Source organism: Candidatus Zixiibacteriota bacterium, from assembly GCA_040753875.1.
Taxonomy (GTDB): domain Bacteria; phylum Zixibacteria; class MSB-5A5; order GN15; family FEB-12; genus DATKJY01.
In genome coordinates, this window is record JBFMDV010000006.1 from 1 (window position 1) to 18,564 (window position 18,564).

General features: G+C 54.5%; 17 protein-coding genes. 9 read left to right on the forward strand and 8 right to left on the reverse strand.

Annotation, left to right across the window (positions count from 1 at the left end; translation table 11 throughout):
* Together AB1644_03990 and AB1644_03995 are read left to right on the forward strand one after the other, a co-directional pair.
* On the forward strand, window positions 1-785 hold a 785-nt coding region (locus tag AB1644_03990), incomplete at its 5' end, for a hypothetical protein (protein ID MEW6050206.1).
* Window positions 786-926: 141 nt separating this feature from the next.
* Window positions 927-2,945 carry a tetratricopeptide repeat protein gene (locus AB1644_03995; GenBank protein MEW6050207.1) on the forward strand — a complete coding sequence of 673 codons (2,019 nt, stop codon included), beginning with the start codon at window positions 927-929 and terminating at the stop codon, window positions 2,943-2,945.
* A 49-nt stretch (window positions 2,946-2,994) separates the two neighbouring features.
* Here AB1644_03995 and AB1644_04000 read toward each other — a convergent pair whose 3' ends face one another.
* The 3 genes from AB1644_04000 to AB1644_04010 form a co-directional block, all read right to left on the reverse strand.
* Window positions 2,995-3,444, reverse strand: coding sequence for a hypothetical protein (locus AB1644_04000; GenBank protein ID MEW6050208.1), 450 nt, complete (start codon window positions 3,442-3,444; stop codon window positions 2,995-2,997).
* A 116-nt stretch (window positions 3,445-3,560) separates the two neighbouring features.
* A complete protein-coding gene (locus AB1644_04005; protein ID MEW6050209.1) occupies window positions 3,561-4,121 on the reverse strand; it encodes a hypothetical protein in 561 nt (186 codons plus the stop codon).
* A 118-nt stretch (window positions 4,122-4,239) separates the two neighbouring features.
* Complete coding sequence (locus tag AB1644_04010) at window positions 4,240-4,806, reverse strand: GNAT family N-acetyltransferase (protein ID MEW6050210.1); 567 nt, start codon at window positions 4,804-4,806, stop codon at window positions 4,240-4,242.
* Window positions 4,807-5,049: 243 nt separating this feature from the next.
* Between AB1644_04010 and AB1644_04015 the strand changes: the two genes are divergently transcribed.
* The 4 genes from AB1644_04015 (at window position 5,050) to AB1644_04030 (ending at window position 9,661) form a co-directional block, all read left to right on the forward strand.
* The gene (locus AB1644_04015) at window positions 5,050-5,388 is read left to right on the forward strand and encodes an STAS domain-containing protein (GenBank protein MEW6050211.1); all 339 of its coding nucleotides are present in this window, start codon (window positions 5,050-5,052) and stop codon (window positions 5,386-5,388) included.
* Between the two features lie 155 nt (window positions 5,389-5,543).
* Window positions 5,544-7,853 carry a DUF5916 domain-containing protein gene (locus AB1644_04020; GenBank protein MEW6050212.1) on the forward strand — a complete coding sequence of 770 codons (2,310 nt, stop codon included), beginning with the start codon at window positions 5,544-5,546 and terminating at the stop codon, window positions 7,851-7,853.
* A gap of 10 nt (window positions 7,854-7,863) precedes the next feature.
* Entirely contained in the window at window positions 7,864-8,658 is a 795-nt protein-coding gene (locus tag AB1644_04025) for a PhzF family phenazine biosynthesis protein (protein MEW6050213.1), read from the forward strand.
* Window positions 8,659-8,803: 145 nt separating this feature from the next.
* Window positions 8,804-9,661: a DNA adenine methylase gene (locus tag AB1644_04030; protein ID MEW6050214.1), complete on the forward strand. Its 858-nt coding sequence runs from the start codon at window positions 8,804-8,806 to the stop codon at window positions 9,659-9,661.
* On the opposite strand, the gene AB1644_04035 is transcribed toward AB1644_04030, so the two are convergent.
* On the reverse strand, window positions 9,624-10,565 hold the full coding sequence (locus AB1644_04035; protein MEW6050215.1) for a NotI family restriction endonuclease: 942 nt from the start codon (window positions 10,563-10,565) through the stop codon (window positions 9,624-9,626). The genes AB1644_04030 and AB1644_04035 overlap by 38 nt on opposite strands.
* Window positions 10,566-10,758: 193 nt before the next feature.
* Here AB1644_04035 and AB1644_04040 point away from each other — a divergent pair, with 193 nt between their 5' ends.
* Complete coding sequence (locus tag AB1644_04040; GenBank protein MEW6050216.1) at window positions 10,759-12,948, forward strand: UvrD-helicase domain-containing protein; 2,190 nt, start codon at window positions 10,759-10,761, stop codon at window positions 12,946-12,948.
* A 14-nt stretch (window positions 12,949-12,962) separates the two neighbouring features.
* Here the strand turns inward: AB1644_04040 and AB1644_04045 are convergent, their stop codons facing one another.
* The 4 genes from AB1644_04045 to AB1644_04060 form a co-directional block, all read right to left on the reverse strand.
* Complete coding sequence (locus AB1644_04045) at window positions 12,963-13,682, reverse strand: hypothetical protein (GenBank protein ID MEW6050217.1); 720 nt, start codon at window positions 13,680-13,682, stop codon at window positions 12,963-12,965.
* Between the two features lie 157 nt (window positions 13,683-13,839).
* On the reverse strand, window positions 13,840-14,718 hold the full coding sequence (locus AB1644_04050) for a decaprenyl-phosphate phosphoribosyltransferase (GenBank protein ID MEW6050218.1): 879 nt from the start codon (window positions 14,716-14,718) through the stop codon (window positions 13,840-13,842).
* 30 nt (window positions 14,719-14,748) lie between these two features.
* Window positions 14,749-15,393 (reverse strand): exosortase C-terminal domain/associated protein EpsI, encoded by a 645-nt coding sequence (locus AB1644_04055; protein MEW6050219.1) that lies wholly within the window; start codon window positions 15,391-15,393, stop codon window positions 14,749-14,751.
* Complete coding sequence (locus AB1644_04060; GenBank protein ID MEW6050220.1) at window positions 15,390-16,244, reverse strand: exosortase/archaeosortase family protein; 855 nt, start codon at window positions 16,242-16,244, stop codon at window positions 15,390-15,392. The genes AB1644_04055 and AB1644_04060 overlap by 4 nt, the downstream gene beginning before the upstream one ends.
* A gap of 135 nt (window positions 16,245-16,379) precedes the next feature.
* On the opposite strand from AB1644_04060, the gene AB1644_04065 reads away from it, so the two are divergent.
* Together AB1644_04065 and AB1644_04070 are read left to right on the forward strand one after the other, a co-directional pair.
* Window positions 16,380-17,324, forward strand: coding sequence for a diacylglycerol kinase family protein (locus AB1644_04065; protein MEW6050221.1), 945 nt, complete (start codon window positions 16,380-16,382; stop codon window positions 17,322-17,324).
* Window position 17,325: 1 nt separating this feature from the next.
* Entirely contained in the window at window positions 17,326-17,913 is a 588-nt protein-coding gene (locus AB1644_04070; GenBank protein ID MEW6050222.1) for a DUF5683 domain-containing protein, read from the forward strand.
* The last annotated feature ends 651 nt before the right edge of the window (window positions 17,914-18,564 follow it).

The following is an 18,564-nucleotide window of genomic DNA, read 5'->3' on the forward strand; positions in this document are numbered from 1 at the left end:
GGCGCTCCGCCCCCTCAGTCATTGCGAGGCGCTTCGCCGAAGCAATCTCGTCGCGGGATGGTAGGTCCATCATTGCGAGGCGGGTCGCCAGTTCCGTCATTGCGAGGCGCTTCGCCGAAGCAATCTCTCTTATCGCCATGTCACGAATCGTCCTCTTGTCATTCACCCTCTCCGCACTCATCCTCGGCTGCGGCGGCGGTGACACCGCCAGCAAACTCGGGTTCGACAAAACTCGGCTTGAGTACCAGGTCATCCAAACAGAACTGAAACTCGCCGCCACGGAGAAACCGTACCTAGTGCTCGACTTCAAGGACAAAGAGTTCCGCCTGATGCTCAAAGGCGCAGTTGTCTGGAACTACCCGCTGAAAGTTGCATCGGGCCACGACGATGAGATCTGGGAGTTTGTGCAGACGTTTGTCGGCAGCGAGCATCGCCTCGTGCGCGCCCTCTCCGAAACGCACCTGTTTGCCGCCGCCTCACAGACCCCGGATTCGATTCTGGCGATTGTCAGCGATGTCACCAAATTCAAACCCGAACTTTTGCAGCGGGTGATCCCTGCTCGTTTCCAGATGCTGTGGGGAAATGATCTGATCCTCGATGTCCGCAGTGACGTGGCGGGAAAAACAACCAGTCAGTTCAAGAACACCATTCTCGAAGTGCGTCACGTACTGCAGTTGCCGTTCGGCGAAGCGCATCTCACGATCGATATGGATAAGACGCACGCCCTGACACTCTTGCGCGTCGCCCAGCCCGGCCTCCCGACCCTCATCTACCCGCCGGCATAACAGCCCGTTGAAAAAGGCTCTTTCGTCATTGCGAGGAGTTCCGCCGAAGGCGGAACGAACGAAGCAATCTCGACCTCAAAGCCGAGCACTTCGTAACCTCTCCGCTTGACTCCCCGAATCAACCAGAGCTATTCTACTGCCATGAGCAGAGCAGAATGGCTTGCAGCAGTGGCGTTGTTTGCCACAATGGCGCTGTTTGGGATCGCTTCCTATGTGCCGTTGCAGTCCATGTGGGGGATCAATCATCTGCAGTTTCTGCCGCCGTGGGTGTGGTATGCGTACTGGTTCGCATGTGTCCTCATTCTCCTCCTGATTGTTATTAGAGGCTCTGAAAGTTTCTTCATCCGTGCAGTCGATACGATTGGCGGTTTCTTTTTTTCAGACAGTATTTGGCCAAAGCTGATCCTCGTCGGCGTTGCAGCGGCAGCTTTCTACTTGTTCGCGATGCGGACGAACTTTCTGGGCGATGGTTACGTTTTGCTGTCTGTCTTCGGGCAGGGGGAGACTCATCTGGAAAAGTGGACTGAGACTGGCGCAATAACTGTCGTGCATTGGCTACAGTCGCTGTTCGGTGAACATACCAAGATGACAGCTCTTCGGACTTTTCGCTTGCTGTCATTCGTTTCCGGCGCAGTCGTTGTCTACAATCTTATTGACATTGCCAAACGACTGTCAGGACGGAATGGATGGCGCATGGTCTACCTTAGCATCCTGATCTTCTCAAGCGGACTGTTACTGTTTTTCGGCTACGTTGAACTGTATCCCTTGTTATGGGCCACTGTGACAACGTTCATCAGTCTTTCGCTGCGGTATTTGGAACGCGGGAGGGGACTGATATTCGTTTTGCTGCTGTTCGCACTATCATCATATCTGCATCTCATGACACTCTGTCTGGCAGCTGGACCTGCACTCCTGATCGCTGACAGGGTGCCTCAGTGTCGGTCCTTTCTCGCAAAGAACTGGCGCTTCCAATTATTCGTCGTCGGCACGGTGACACTTGGTGTTCTGGCTATCGGGCTAATTGCAAACGAGTTGTGGCCTGTAGGCATCTTTTTGCCGTTGATCACCGGACGTTCAGGCGCGGAAGACTACGCTGTTTTGAGCGGCAAGCATCTGCTCGACATCGCGAATCAGTTGCTGCTTATGTACCCAGGTTTAATCGCATTGACTCTTTATGCTTTCTCACGTCGAACGGGAAACGATCCTGATCGAAAGCGCCAGTTCTTCGGCACTATGGCGGCTGGGGCCGTCGTGTTCCTTATTCTGGTCGACCCGGGTCTGGGAATGGCACGCGATTGGGATCTGATGTCCTTGTGCGTCCTTCCCATTTGCCTTTATCTAATGACTCGAATCGAGAATAACGCATATTTGGCCGGCGGGAAGCTGCTTGCTGCATCAATCGTGTTATCTGCGTTTGTCAGCATTACGTACGTTTCAGCTAACATCGTAGTTGAGTCTTCAGAGAAACGCTTTGTATCTCTCGTTGACTACTATGGCTCGAAAGACCGATCAGGCTGGAGTTCCGCCGCTGCCTACTTCAGAGACAAAGGGGACTCCAGGAATCTGAACCTGGTGCTTGACAGAATGAACAGGTACTTCCCGGAGGAAGCGTTGCTGGCGGAAACGTATACCTCGCTCGACCGGCAGGACTATGCTCGCGCCGTTTCGCTTGCTCAGCGTCTCGTGGCGCTCGACTCAGCGAATACACGCTACTTGCAGGTGCTGGGTAAAGCGTATGGCAAGGTGGGCGAATATGAGCGAGGCGAATCGTGCTACCTGAAAGCGCTCAAGATCAAACCGGGGAGCATATTTCTGAGAAACGAACTTGGGCAACTATACATACAGGCTGGCAGATACAACGATGCACTCCGTTTACTGAAAGCTGCAACGCGGCTTGACCCCACTCTTTCGTATGTGCAGGAAGGGATCGCGCTGGCCTATTTCCGAATGGGATTCCTGGATTCGGCCTCTGCAGTCGCCGACACTCTCTTTGGACAGGAAGCCAACTCGGCCGGCGGACATCTGATCCGAATGATAGTTGCAATTCAGCAGGGGGATCTCCAAACCGCGGGCGAGTATCTGGCTGCCTTTCGTCAATACGGCGTAGGTCGTTCAGATTACCAGTCGATACTCGAATACTATTCGTATTTGGAACGCTAGATCTTGGGAATCTGCGAGATTCTCAGAATGGATACCGACCCGGTCTTGGTCAGGTGTGCTCTCTTCTCTGCCACTTCAACCGCGACCCCACCAATGGCACCGCGATCAATAATACCGCCCCGATCACCATCACCCACCAGCCGTACTCGATATTCACGCCCTTGAGAAACCCGACCCCGATATCCTGAAGCGGCGATTTGTCCATACCCTGCTGGAGATCCTGCTGGTAACCGGACCGCCGCTCGTGAATCGAGATGAGCGAATAGATAACCAAACCGAGCGATGCCAATCCTGTGATGTAGAGCGCACGGTATTTCCTCAAGAGCACAATGAGTACGGAAAGTCCCGCCAGACCGATCAAAATCCAGGCGCCGCTCTTGCTGAGCTGGAAGAAGTTCTTGTCGAGCAGAAGCGGCACGCCGAGCATAGGCAAGAACGCACCGGTGGCGTTGAGCGCGGAGGCAACGAGTGCGATGAGTTGTCGAATTTCCAGCTTCATGCCGCTCAGCAATATATCCGTGTGTCAATTGACCGCAAGCTTTCGACATGAAACGGCCGGCCCGAACAACCCGGACCGGCCTGCAAAAGGCGATTTGATTCTGAATTACGCGCTGTCTAAAACGCTATACCGCTCACGATGAAACTGAGGTGCGAGTGCTCGAAATCCACGCCCGCGTCTTTCGTTTTCCCGAACGAGATATACACGCCTGCCTGCCAGTGGCGCGCAAACTCGTAGCCGCCGCCAAGGAGCAGAGCGATGCCGGGATCCGTGGCGTCGAAATCCCCAACCTTGAAATACTGCAGACCGAGCCCGACTGTCGAGAACGCCGACTTGCCGACGGCACCGAAGTAATGGTACCAGGCCGCGCCGTTGAATGCCTGACCCACACTCTCGTCGAAGAAGTCGGAATTGTACATGGCGGCATTCCCCTCGTACACCAGCATGTTGTTGTCATCGAAGGCACCGCCGATGATAAATTGAAATGCCACTCCGGCGGCACTTTCATCGACACCAACTGTTGCGTTCCAGATCGGGACCTCGACCTTCCATTTGCTTGTAGCCGCGATCCCCGCCCCGCCGCCCAGCACAAAGCCCCTTCGCTGGCCGTTGAACGCGAACGATGTTCCGCTGAGAAGCACAATTGCCGCCAGACTTCCGATAATAGCCCTCTTCATATGATCCTCCGTAAGTGAGACGTGGTACGGCTATGTCCAACCACAACATAGGCACGCGTGGACTGATTGGTCAAGTTTTTTGATTGCGTGGTACGTGCAGCCGGTGGTGATTGGCGTGCTACAATTCAAGTCGATACAACGGCCTGCTGTAAGACAGCCGCTGAACCAACTTGAACCCGAGCTTCTTGAACACCGCCTCGGGACCGGTGTAGACGAATGCGGCCGGCAGCTTGTTACCGTCTTTGGTAAGCGGCACTGGGTACGCTTCAACAATCCGCCCTTTTCGCTTTTTGATCGCTTTGATGGCCGTCTCAGCCAGTGTGTACACGAGTCCCTGTTGTCGGTATTCTTTGTCGATATAGAAACAGTTGATTGACCAAACCTTGTCGATATCATCGCGCCGATACGCCTTGGCGGTCTCGGTGCGAGGGAAATCAGTTCTGCGGCCGAAGGAGCACCAGCCGACCGGGCGGTCTTGGTCAAATGCCAGAACACCGAGGACCTTGCCTGCCTTGATAAGCTTCATCATGGCCTTTCGATTGGGCTCCCCTGTGGCTTCCCGCCACATCTTGCCGCCGTGCGGAATTCGCCAGTACATGCACCAGCATCCGCCACACGCCCCTTTGGCGCCAAACAACTTTTCCACGTGCGGCCAGTCGGTCGGTCTCAATTCTCGAATAGTCATGCTCATACAATCCCCGATTTCTGCCATAATGCTACCATTTCTCGACCCTTCGAGCAATCACTTTTCAAATGACCACAGGGACGGGCCGTCCCCATCCTGACGACAAAAACAACTTGCGTTCGTCGGGCGTAAAGACATAATTGGTGCACCCGTGCATTTCGACTTCGTGGGAGTTGACCGGCGAAGGGAGCAGCGGCCGATCGCATGGCCTGCACAACAGTTATTTGCGAAAGGTGGCGTACGATGAAATTTGAAGATTCCCTGCAAGGTAATATTGTCATTTTGGACGTCTCAGGCAAAATCATGGGTGGTGAAGAGACCACTATGTTCCACGGGCGCATTCACGAGTATATCACCCAGAACAAGAAGAACTTCATCGTGGATCTGGCCAGGGTGGAATGGATGAATTCGGTCGGTCTGGGGATGCTGATCTCCGCCCTCACTACAGTGAAGAACGCCGGCGGGCGACTGGTACTGGCCAATATCACCAAGATCGAATCGGTCCTCACAATCACACGCCTCATTTCGGTCTTCGAGCATTACGACAGCCGGGCCGAAGCGCTCAAGGCGTTTACCAAGTAATCCCCGTTCTTTATATCTGTACCACGGACCAAATCAGGGCCCCGCAGGGGGCCTTTTGTGTGTAGTGGCGGTTCTTTTAAGCAGCCCGGCCCGTTCTTCAGACCTGCAGTTACCTACCCATGAAACCGCATGCCGGGCGCGCCGTATAGTGTAGAATGAGCGGATCTCGTCTCCACTGGATCATTATGGAACTACTCTGGCTGGCGGTTCTTCTGCTTCTGCCCAGGCCGGGGTGCGCACAGGGAGAATTCACTCCGCAGTTTCACCCTACTCTGCAGGTCGTTCCTCTCAACAGTGAGATTCGCATAGATGGTGATTTGAGCGACTCCGGATGGGAACATGCCGCCGTGGCCGCAAATTTCTCCGAGACCAACCCCGGCGACCAGATCAAACCGCCCGTGGAATCCAAAGCGCTGATAACGTATGACCGCAACAAGCTATATATCGCGCTTATTGCTTACGACAACCCGGCTACCATTCGGGCCTCGTGGAGTGATCGCGACAATATTTTCCGCGACGACTATTTCGGCCTCATGCTCGACACCTATGGCGACGCTTCATGGGGCTATGAACTGTTCGTCAATCCGTTCGGCATACAAGGGGATTTGCGGATGCTGGCCAACGGCAATGAAGAGATCGGATTTGACCTGGTCTGGGAGTCGCGCGGCAAGGTGACCGACAGCGGCTATCAGGTGGAAATTGCAATTCCTTTCTCGAGCCTGCGCTTCCCCAACAAGCCGGAGCAGACCTGGCGCGCCAACTTCTGGCGAGACCATCAGCGTGACGTGCGCCGCAGATACGCTTGGGCCGCTCAGAAGCGCGGCGAGTCCTGCTTCATGTGTCAGTGGGGGACTCTGACCGGGATCAAGGATATAAGATCATCGACCAATCTCGACCTCCTGCCGGCCGTCGTGGCGTACCAATCCGGCGCTCTCAAGGACGGCGACGACCCCAGATCAACATTTCACAACGGCGATCCGGATGCCGAACTCGGCCTGAACGCGCGGTATGGACTCTCCTCCAATGCCTCGCTTGAGCTGGCCGTCAACCCCGACTTCAGCCAGGTGGAGTCCGATGCCACTCAGATCGATGTGAACACGGCCGATGCGCTCTTTTACGAAGAGCGCCGCCCCTTCTTTCAGGAGGGGAGCGACCTGTACAGCATGTGGGTTACCACCGTACATACCCGGACGATCGTCAATCCGGCCGTGGCCACCAAGTTCACGGCCAAGGTGGGTAGGACCAACGTCGGCTATTTCCTGGCCCGTGACGACAACGGGTTGGTCCTTATTCCGCGTGAAGAAGGAACATTCATCGGGGAAAACACTCGCAAGAGCACCACGCAGGTGCTCAGGGGTAAGCGGACGTTTGGGGACGATTCCTTTGTGGGCGCGATCTTCACCGACCGCCGCATGGAAGGGGACGGCAACAACACGGTGATGGGAGGGGACTTGGCCCTTCGCTTCACCCCGCACTATCGGATACAACTGTTGGGCTTGGCCAGCCGTACGACCGAGGGGACAGACACCCTGCTGACTGCCGGCGCCGGACAGAGAACCATTGAACGGGGACGCCACACCCTGGCCTATGATGGCGAGACCTATTGGGGGCATGCCGCCAAAGCAACTGTGGTCCGAAACGGCCGAACGTGGAACGCCAATATTTCGTATTTCGAATACAGTCCCACGTTCAGAGCGGACAACGGATTCATCACCCGCAACGACCGGCGCTGGGTGGAATCATCGCAGGGTTTGATCTTCCGTCCCAATCGGCCAGGGCTGCGGTGGATCGAATTCGGTTTAGATGCCGGTCGAGTCTGGAATTTCGACAACCTTCGCAAGGACGAGTGGCTGGTCCCGGTTATCAGTCTTAACACGTTTGGTTCGACCGAGTTCTGGATCAATTATCTGTTCAGTCGCGAGTTGTATCGCAACATCTGGTTTCCGGGTATCCGCCGACTGGAATTGGGATTCGATACCCGCTTCAGCGGCAAAGTCAGTTTTGGCTTCGAGGGAAACTATGGGCGTGAGATCGCGCGTGGCGGCCAGTTGATAACGCCGGTGCTGGGCAAGGGGGGCAGATTGGAATACTACGCTACCATGAAGCCGACCTCCCGACTGGCGCTGGAGCCGCAGTTCGAGTATTCGCATCTGGATTTCCCGGACAGCAGCCGGAACATCTACGATGTCTACGTCTTTCGAACCCGCGTTAACTACCAGTTCACTCGGGAATGGTTCCTGCGTCTGGTGATCGAACATGTGAATGCCAGGGAATTCGATGGTGTCGACAGCTACAGCAAAGACTCGTACCTTACCCTCGAGCCGCTGGTGAGCTACAAGCTGAATCCGTTTACGATTTTCTATGTCGGCTCAGCGCACAACTACTGGGACCAGGGGAAATCAGGTCATTACTATCGTACCTCACAGCACTTCTTCGCCAAACTTCAGTACCTGATCAGGGCATAGGCGTCGTTACATGGCACAGCAGATCGTTCAGGTGGATGCCTTCACGGACAAACCGTTTGCGGGCAATCCGGCCTGTGTTTGCATCTTAGACGGCCCCGCTGAAGAACGCTGGATGCAGTGGATCGCATCTGAGATGAATCTCTCCGAAACCGCCTTTCTATATCCACAGGGAGACGGCTTTCAGCTCCGCTGGTTCACCCCCAAGGCGGAAGTAGCCCTGTGTGGTCATGCAACACTGGCCAGCGCGCATGTCCTCTGGCAGGATGGTCACGCGAAGCCGGATCAGATCATTTCATTCTCGACGCTGAGCGGAATTCTCAAGGCGCGTCGTGACGGCAACTGGATCGAACTCGACTTTCCCACCAAGGTGGTCGCGCTAGTGGAACCGCCGGAGGGCCTGCTGGAGTCACTTGGCGTCACAGCGCGCTATGTCGGCAAGAACCAGTTTGATTATCTGGTCGAGGTTGATTCGGAGCAAATCGTCCGAGACCTTAAGCCGGACTTTGGGCTCCTTACTGCGCTGCCGGTCCGGGGCGCCATCGTCACCGCTAAATCATCATCGGCGCAATTCGATTTTGTTTCCCGGTTTTTTGCTCCTGCCGTTGGCGTCAACGAAGATCCGGTCACCGGCTCCGCACACTGCGCTCTGGGGCCATACTGGCAGGGACGACTGAACAAATCCGAATTTCTCGCTTATCAAGCGTCCGAGCGTGGCGGTGTCATGCGGGTACGCGTGGCCGGCGGTCGCGCCCTTCTCTCCGGCCAGGCCGTTACCGTCCTCCGGTGCGAGCTGATGGCTCACTAACCAAACTAGGCCATTAGGGAACCGTTACGGCCGGAGTGTCTATACTTTAGTCTAATCCCGGGAGTCCACCTGCAGAAAGTGATTTTCTAACCCCTTTGTGCTTGCTATAATATCAGAAGAAATAGTTTGGATCAGGTCCTCCGAAATGCTAGAGATAATTAACGTCGCAAGTGTACCACAAAGAAGCCCTTTTCGGTACCCCGGTGGGAAGACGTGGTTGATTCCGGCAATAAGACAGTGGCTCACTAGCCTAACGATTACTCCTACCTGTTTGGTGGAGCCATTTGCCGGAGGAGGGATTGTCGGTCTGACGGCGGCATTTGAGGGCCATGTAGATCGTGTACTGTTCGCGGAGATCGATCCTGATGTTGCCGCAGTCTGGAAGACTATGCTGAACGGTCAGGCTAAGTGGCTCGCCGACGAAATAGTCAGTTTCCAAATGACACACGATAATCTCGCTCGAAGACTGGCAATGGGAGGAAACGGCTCGCTTAGGGAGCGGGCTTTTGTGACAATTCTACGCAATCGAGTCAGCAGAGGTGGGATTTTGGCACCGGGAGCGGGGGTGGTCAAAAAAGGGGAAAATGGAAAAGGCTTGCTGTCAAGGTGGTACCCAGCGACCCTCAAAGCACGAATAGAAGCTATCGCAAGGATGCGCTATAAATTGGAGTTCATTGAGGGAGATGGTTTAGCTCTTCTTGAGAGTACTCGGTTTGAAAGAGGCACTGTCTTTTTCATCGACCCGCCTTACACCGCTGCAGGTAGAAGGCTCTACACATACAATGAAATAGATCATGAAGCGCTTTTCGACATTGCACGCCGACTAACCGGTGATTTTCTAATGACGTATGACAATAGTCTGGAAGTCCGGAAGTTAGCAGAGCGGTACCGGTTTGCGCTGCGTGAAGTGCCTATGAAGAGCACACATCACGAACAGAAGACGGAACTATTGATTGGCCGCGATCTCAACTGGCTGCCTGTTGGCGATCGATCTTTTGTCTAATCCGCTTCTCGAACTCGGTAAGCGATACGGCGGTTCCGCCAGTTAAGCCTTCCACTGCCCTCTCCAAAGTGCAATAATGTACTGAATCCAATTTGAGCTTAGCTCCCCTAACATCTTCGTCGAATCTCATGACTATCCAAGCTATATCCGCATTTGATATGTCAGCAACTCGGTCCATAGGGCCCATAGCCTTGAAGAATGAGCTATCAACTACCACTGCCATTTTCTTTCCCCATCGCCGCAGTGCAGGAACCTTGATCTGTAGCTGGGGCATGAGTCTTTTTGGCCCGCTACTGCGATAGTCTGGTCTCCGGTTGGCTGCAGGAAAAGGTAGATCGTGCTTATGCACCTTGGTTAAGGCAGCGAATTCACTCCTCATCGACGACCCGGAGAAATACACAGCCTGGATCTCCATTGCACACCACCTCAACGGCTCTGCGTGCGGGTCCACAAGGATCATGTCAATCCGACCAACATCGTCTGATTCACTGGTGTCGCTGGACGGATCACCGGGTATTCGCTCAAGAAACCCAACTTCCTTAACTAAGACCGGGTTAGGATTTCCGAGGATCATTTCGCCCACGATGGAAAAAACCATCCCTTCTTCTAGAAACCTATGTGGACAGGTGGTTCTCAGTTCGCCATCTGAACCGGTGGGTACGTGCACCACACCGGAAGTACTGTCCAATTCATAGAGTCTAATTGAACACACACCACCGTCTTTAGTACAGGAGGCTCCTCCCCGAGGCGGACATGACTGTAATGCACGTTGGGATTTCACCTTCAGTTGAAGTTGAGCAAGTTTCTTGCGCTCAGCTTCTGAAAGTTCGACATAGGATCGACCATACCACTCACCGATACCAAACCGCCGAACGATTTTCTTGGTCTTCTTGTCCGTTCTCATGTGTCATCTCTCAGCTGAAAGCCTCGTTGCGTGCTGCGTTCCCAATGCCCAACATCCGCATGTGACAACATCATGAACAAGAACCGATTCTGCCGACAATTTGTCCAGATAAATTTGTGAATTTGCAAAGCGCGACCATAATGTCCAAAGATAGTTGCGCCCTCCCCCATCCTTCGTATATTCGCTCCCACCCATGGACTGGCTGCTTGATGATCTCAATCCGGCGCAGCGCGAGGCTGTGCTCACCACCGATGGCCCCCTCCTGGTGATTGCTGGCGCCGGCTCCGGCAAAACCCGCGTGCTCACCCGACGGCTGGCTTATCTGCTGATGCAGCGTAAGGCGGAGCCTTATCAGATACTCGCTGTTACCTTCACCAACAAAGCGGCAGGGGAGATGCGCGAACGAGTTAACAAGCTCATGCAGACCGAAATTCCGGAACTCCAGGTCTCGACTTTCCACTCCTTTTGCGCCCGGTTCCTCAGGCGGGAGGCCGCGTCGCTCGGCTACGACTCCCAGTTCACTATCTTCGATGAGGATGATGCCCTCACTCTGGTCAGGAACAGCATCAAGGAACTCGGCATCAACGATAGCCAGTTTCCCGCCAAGGGGCAGTTGCGCAAAATCTCCGATGCCAAGAATGCGCTCGTAAGCGCCGAAGATTTCGCCTCGCGGGCACAGGGGTATTTCGAGTCTCGCACCGCCGCCATTTACTCGCTCTATCAAAAGCGATTGCGCGAATGCGACGGCATGGATTTCGACGACCTCCTGTTCAACACCGTCTCCATCCTCGAGCACAACACTGAAATTGGCGATAAGTACCGGCGCCGGTTTCGATACCTTCTGGTCGATGAGTACCAGGACACCAACCACGTCCAGTATCTGATGCTCAAACATCTGCTCGGCGAACACCAGAATATCTGCGTCGTTGGCGACGAAGATCAGTCCATTTACGGCTGGCGCGGGGCGGATATCCGCAACATCCTCGAATTCGAGAAGGATTTCCCCGGTGCGAAAATTATCAAGCTCGAACAAAACTACCGCTCTACCAGCAAGATTCTGGCGGCCGCTTCATCCGTCATTAAAAATAACATTGCACGCAAGGGGAAAACGCTGTGGACCGAAGGAGAACCCGGCGAGCTTATTCAATTGATACTGGTAGACTCGGCCGAGGATGAGGCGGTCCGCATAGTCGACCAGATTGCTGCCAATCAGACTCGCACGGCGCTCAAGAACACGGTCATTCTATATCGCACCAACGCGCAGTCGCGACCGTTCGAAGAGCAGCTTCGTCGCCAGAACCTTCCGTACCAGATTGTCGGCGGCATCGGGTTCTACCAGCGCAAAGAAATCAAGGATATCCTGGCGTATCTCAAGTTGATCGTGAATGTCAAAGATGATGTCTCCTTCGAACGGGTAATCAACTACCCCAAGCGAGGGATAGGCGACAAGACGGTCAGCGAGATTGCGGCCATCGCGCGACGCGAAGGAAAATCATCGTATGAAGTTGTCCTTTCCGGCTCGCACTATCCTGAACTGGCCGGCAAAATCAGACGTATCGAGCCGTTTGTGTCGCTGGTCGAGTCCTACCGTCAGCGCGCTCAGTCCGTTTCACCAGAGATTCTTATCGAGGACCTGGTAACGGAACTGAAAATCATCGAAGATGTCATGTCCGAAGACAAGATCATTGGACAGACAAAGGTTGAGAATATCGAGGCGTTTATCGAGGGGGCAGCCGAGTATACCTACGACAACTCGGAGGCGCGGCTCGTGGAGTACCTGGCCGATATCTCGCTCTTTACCGATCTGGACAACTACCGCGAGATCGAGGACAAAGTCACCATGATGACCCTGCATTCGGCCAAGGGACTGGAGTTTGACACGGTATATCTGGTCGGTTTGGAAGAAGGGCTGTTTCCGCTTCAGCGCACATTAACCGAAGCAATGCAGCTCGAAGAAGAGCGCAGGCTTTTCTATGTCGGCGCCACTCGTGCCCGACGATACCTGAATCTCTCCTGCGCCCGCACCCGGTTTCGATTTGGCGAGGTGGAGTCTGTACCGTCTCGGTTCATTGCTGAAATGCCTAAGGAGCTTCTGGAATCCCACGACTTCCGAAGGCCCAGCGCGTGGGCTGCCTACGGTGCTCCGGCGACCGTTTCGACCAACACTGCTCGCACCGGCTCCGGCAATGGTGAGCGGTATTACGAATACGAAGAGAACGAGACGTTCAAAGTCGGACGGTTGGTATCCCACCCCACCTTCGGTCGCGGCAAGATTGTCAGCGCCGAGGGGTTCGGCGACTCGTTGCGTCTGGAGATCATGTTCACGGGGATCGGTCTCAAGAAGATCATGGCCAAATTCGCGAAGTTGAAGGTGGTGGGGTGACCAAGGGCAAGCTATCATTGCGCGGCAGCACTCGGCTTGTACTTCTCCTGATAGTGACTCTTCAGATCCTTGTATTGCTGTAAACCGGTTACAGCCTGATCACATTCAAAATCTCCATCAGCATCAGCAATTGCCTTGCCCAGATTCTCGGGAAGATTAATCTTCTTCAACATGCCGAATGTGTCTTTCAGAGCTTCCACTCTGCCAGCCCGAGCCTGTGCACGGGCAAGGTTGTAATACGTGCCATATGGGAAACCGCCGTATGCCAAATGCACCGCTTCTAAACAGGCGCTTTCAGCTTCGAGGAAATGCTCCTTGCGGTTCTCGGCGATACCAAGGCGAATTAACTCCACTCCCAAATTGTGAAGAACCATGAAGTTGTTGGGGAAGAGTTGATTTCCGTCTTTCAACACAGCGATAGCCTCCTCGCGCTTTTTCTGTACTGATAACCCTTGAGCTTGGACCAGAATCTTCTGGAGTTCTTTCAGACTTCGATGTACCGTCTCATGTTCTGCAGGGGCCGGAACTGGTTCTTTACTTTCAAGGTCTTTCTTTTCAAGACTCAGCTTTAGCCAAGGAGTATCGATGTTTCTCTTTGGAATCTCCCTCGCGAGCACTTGAAGGAATTCCTTGATTGGCCTTCTGAGAAATAAGGCTCCTAATAGGACCAACAATGGCCACGCTAGTATATCCAACCAGCGCACGATGTTGTCGATAAGCTGAATCATTTCCATATTCCCTCATCGCGATGTTTCGCCACCCGAGATCAATGTGTAAACCAAGAGTTCAGGTCAGCGTTATCTCACTGGAAGTGTAACCCATCTAAAATGGTGATTCAAGGGAAATTCCCTACTGTAGAAAATGTGGAAGAAAGCGGCTTGACCTCACCCTTTACCCCCACAGGTGATACAGCACAACTATCACCGTCAACAACCACAGGCAGACCGTCAGCAATATCGGCTTGTCGGTGAACATCAGCTTGGTCGGTGAGCCCCCCTTTTCCTCTTTGTGAATCAAATACAGATATCGGAAGATTCCGTACACCACAAACGGAATAGTCACAAACAGATTCTCCGTTCCCAGCTTCTGCGACACCTCCGTTGAGAACGTGTACAGCATGTACATCACGACTACTGATGCCGTGGTCACACCCATCAGTTGGTCCAGTAGATAAGGCGAATACCGGCTAAGACTTGTGCGGTGTGTTGCCGCCCCTTCTTCCAGCAGCACCAGCTCGTGCCGCCGCTTGCCAAATCCCAGAAACAACGCCAGCAGCAGCGTGTTGATGAGCATCCATTTGGAGGCCGGGACATCGATCGCCACCGCCCCGGCATAGGCCCGAACCACGAAACTGATCGCCAGCGTCATGACATCGACAATGACGACATTCTTCAAAAGCAGCGAATACAGCAGATTCACCACTACAAACGCGATAGACACGAAAACGAAATTCGTATTGATGAACCAGGCCCCTAGCAACCCGACCACCAAAAGCAACAGTGCCAGGATAGCAGCAGTGCTCGGGCTAACCGCCCCCGAGGCGATAGGCCGATCCTTTTTTGATGGGTGCTGGCGATCTTTGTCCCGATCGACGAGATCATTGAATGTGTAAACAGCTGACGACAGCAGGCAGAACAGCGCCGTTGCGGCGAGTGCCAATCCGATGCGGTGCGTGTCCTGTATCTCCCCGGCGAATACGAGCGCGGCCATGACCACACTGTTCTTCACCCATTGGCCGATACGGGCCAGCTTGATTAGATTGGCAAACATACTTATCTCATCTCGCCCCGCCGGTATCCGTTAATCGCCAAACGGCAGCGCCCTCTCGATGGCGGGATAGAATACATCCAGATACACCACACCCCGGGCGGTGGCATCGGCCAGTTTCTCTCCCGGAAGGAACGGCGTGGTCAGCCGAACGATAGCGGCATCGGTGGGACGCAGCAAGAGCGAATTTTTCATCAGATCCCATTTCAGTGCGAACTCGTTGCGGATGCCGCCCCCGCGCGTCTCAAACCAGTAGAACATAAGTTCACGCTGCTCTCGGTCGGCGATTATCAACCGATTGATGTTCTTGGTGCCGCCGTCCGGTAGCGACAGCGCAAACGGCTCCAGGCGGTCGATCCGCCACCCGCCCCCGGGAAGACAATGTTTTGGAGAATGTATCTGGCTGCCGTATTTCTGTGACTGAAAATACGCCACAAATAGCCAATACGATTCACCCTGGTTCCCCCGATACAAACGAAGCGTTGTGGTATCAGCCTTCAGTATGTCGTAGCTGTACGCCTCGAACCGCCTCTCCTCACCCACGTACTCCTTCTCCGCATACGGTATTGTCTCGAATACCGGCGGACGGTCCGGCAGATGCTCTTTGTACCGAAGGTAATTGCCGAATGCCCCGCCGGCCACCACGAGACAGCAGGCTATAACAATCGAGCGGCTCATTTGAATAACTTCCTCAGGATGAACCCCTCAATGAACAGAAAAACAAACGCCACGACAAATACCGACATCCCCATGATCGAATGAATCGGCTCCTCCGCAACCTCGTTGCTCACTCCGTAGGCTAGGATCGATGTCACGAACACCCGGAATACATTGGCGATTACCGCGATCGGGATAGTCGACAGAAAGAGTATGCTCTTGGCCAGAAAGCCCCGCTGGGTCATATACGCATACAGCGCCCCGAGCGCCAGAAGCGACACCAGCGACCGCATCCCCGAGCAGGCCTCGGCAACCTCCAGCGAATAACCGGGCAGGTGGATGATATTTCCCTGCCGCACTACTCCCATGCCAATAATATTGAGCACAAACACCGTAATCTTGCTGGCCAGCACCTGCATCGGAAATGTCGCCGCGAAATAGATCACGTACGGGATCGGAATCATAAACAGTAGGAAGAAGAACTCGAACCAGCCTTGCTTAACCAGTTCGCGTCCGAATAGATAGTACGTGAGTCCGAACAGCACCACCACAAACGAGAACCGGACCACGAAATACTCCGCCGCTCCGTTGCCGAGGATGAATAGAACGAGTCCAAGTATCACGACCGCCAGCCCGCGGCTGTCCACCGTGTGAGCAACAGCCGCCAGCTCGTTTCGCTTTTTCCATAGCAGGTATCCGGACACCAGCGGGATCAGGAATCCATGGGAGTAATTGTCGTCGTGTGCCCAGTCCCAGATCAGTTCGCTCAAGACCGGAGCGTAGAAAGCAAGCAATAACACGTAGGGGAGGGCCGTCATCCAGACAGGAAGCCGCTTGGCGAGTACCTGGTTCTCCATGGTGCGCTCGAACATAGTCTCTGGTCGGACCCTTGCCAACAACTATTCCATTTTCGTCACCCGACCGCCGCATCTGAACCAGCCGGTCATTCCCGCATTGTCCATGTAAAACCCCTTTTTCCGGACCGCTCCGGCACGTATACTACCGCCATGACCCGTACCAGACACCAGAAAGAAAAAAACCGCCACTACGCCCTGTTCCTGAACCGAAAGGCCTCTGGTTTCCAGGCCCGGACAATTGAAAAGCTGACCAAGGCCATCCGCCAGGCAGGAGCCTACTACACCATTCACGAGCCGGACTCGGCCATGACCCTCCTCAAGCAGGCACAGCAGGTGAAACAACTCCACGCCACGGCTGCCGCCGGCTCTCCCGCAGTTCGCGGACGCGGTGACATCACGGCACTGGTCGCGTGTGGCGGCGATGGCACTGTCAATCTGGTAGCACGAGCCGCCTCGGAGCTTGACCTCCCGGTCGGCGTGTTGCCGCTGGGCCAGTTCAACAATATCGCTCGCCATCTCTACGGCGAGCTAACACCAGATACGGCCGTTGCCAAAATTGTCAAAGCCGACTACCGCACATTCGATATCGCCACCGCCGCCGACCAGCCGTTCATTGGCGCGGTCGCGCTTGGTTTTGTTCCGGAACTGGCCAGGACCATGGAAGGTAAAAAACTGCCGCGCTTCGGACTCGGATGGTCCCAGCTTGGCGCCAAAGCGGCCGCCAACGTGCAAATGACCAAGAGCATTATCCGGGTCGATGCTTTCCGCTTCGAAGTCACCCCGGTCATGATCAACATTCACCTGCTGCCGTATGCCGCCGCGCTGCCATTCTCTCCCGCATCGCTGACCGATGACAACCAGTTGGAGGTGGCGTTTGATGTCGGCACCAAAGTGGGAGATTTTTCCGCCATCACGCGTTTAATCTACAAGAAGAAGTTTCTGTTCGGCGACGAACTACGCATGTACCGTGGCCACGAAGTGACCATCCAGCCGACCAAGGGGAAAACGCTCTACCTCGACGGCGAGCTGATTCCGCTCCCCACCAATTTCGTATCGATCAAGATGACAGACCGCAAGGTCAAACTGTTTTGCTGATATGTGGCGCCTGGCGTCAATCCTCCCGTTAGCTCTGATAGCATCGATCGCTGTCCGTGCTGCCGATTCAACTCTTGTCAAACCTGATCACCCGGATACGGTTCTGTATGTCCCGATCCCGGACAGTTCCGCCTCGGTGCAGGTGACCAACGCGGTGAATTTCGAAGGACGTCTCACGCAGAACCCAACCGCCGCGTTGTTCAAGTCGATGTTTGTGCCTGGTCTGGGTCAGCTCGGCAACCGGCGGTATGTCAAAGCCGCGGCAGTCGTGGGGCTGCAAGTCTGGTTTGTCAGTTCGGCGATCCATTATGGCAGTCAGGCATCGGACTTGAAGGCTGAATTCAATAGCACGCCGTTGAGCGACAAGGATACCCGCAATTTCTGGCACGCCAAATACGAGGAGAAAGCGAAAGCGCGGAACAAGTATATCTGGTTTGCCGGGATTACGACGTTTGTGTCGATGTTCGATGCCTATGTCGATGCCCACTTATCCGGCGCCCCCACCGCCCACCGCAACGAGAAGCTTTCGTTTGACTTCACGTCCCCAACGGGTGACGGCGTGGGAGCGACGCTGGCGTATCGATTTTAGGGGATGCTGTGCCCACCTTTGTCATTCCGGCCGTCGAGAGCCGGAATCCAGCTCTTTCCCGTTGCCGGGTGCCCCACCGCTATGCGGTGGGTTTCTGAATAGTTGACAGACACATCCTCTAACGTTTGATTGTTCGTATGACCCAATTCAGGCACTATGGGCCGGGTGCCCCACCGCTGTGCGGTGGGTTTTTGAGGATGAGGTTGCGCTTTGAATCAAACCCACCTCGAAGAGGTGGGCCACCCGCCCGATAGTTGACGGCGTTGGCGCGACGGTAGCGTGGTGGTTTTAGCACCTCGCTGTCTATGGAGGCTGGTGGATTCAAATTCGACCATAAGCGGTCATTCCAGTATGCGATTGAAACGTATGGCTAAGCTCCTTCCTGTTGGTATTCTCATTACTGGACTACTGATCTTTTGTGATGCGTGTCTCTTGCACAAAGGGGCCCAGATCGATTGGCCAAAACGTTATGAGGTTGCCAGAGTAGACGGCTATCATGTCTTCGATTCGGCAGAGGTGCGAATGGTTCTAGTGTCCTGTATCTAACGCTTCTTTACATTTGGATATTTTCTTCATGATGGCCTCGACCGAGGCGGTCCAGACGAAGGCCTTGGGGTGCTGGTTGTGGGAGTCGATGTAATCACGTATAGC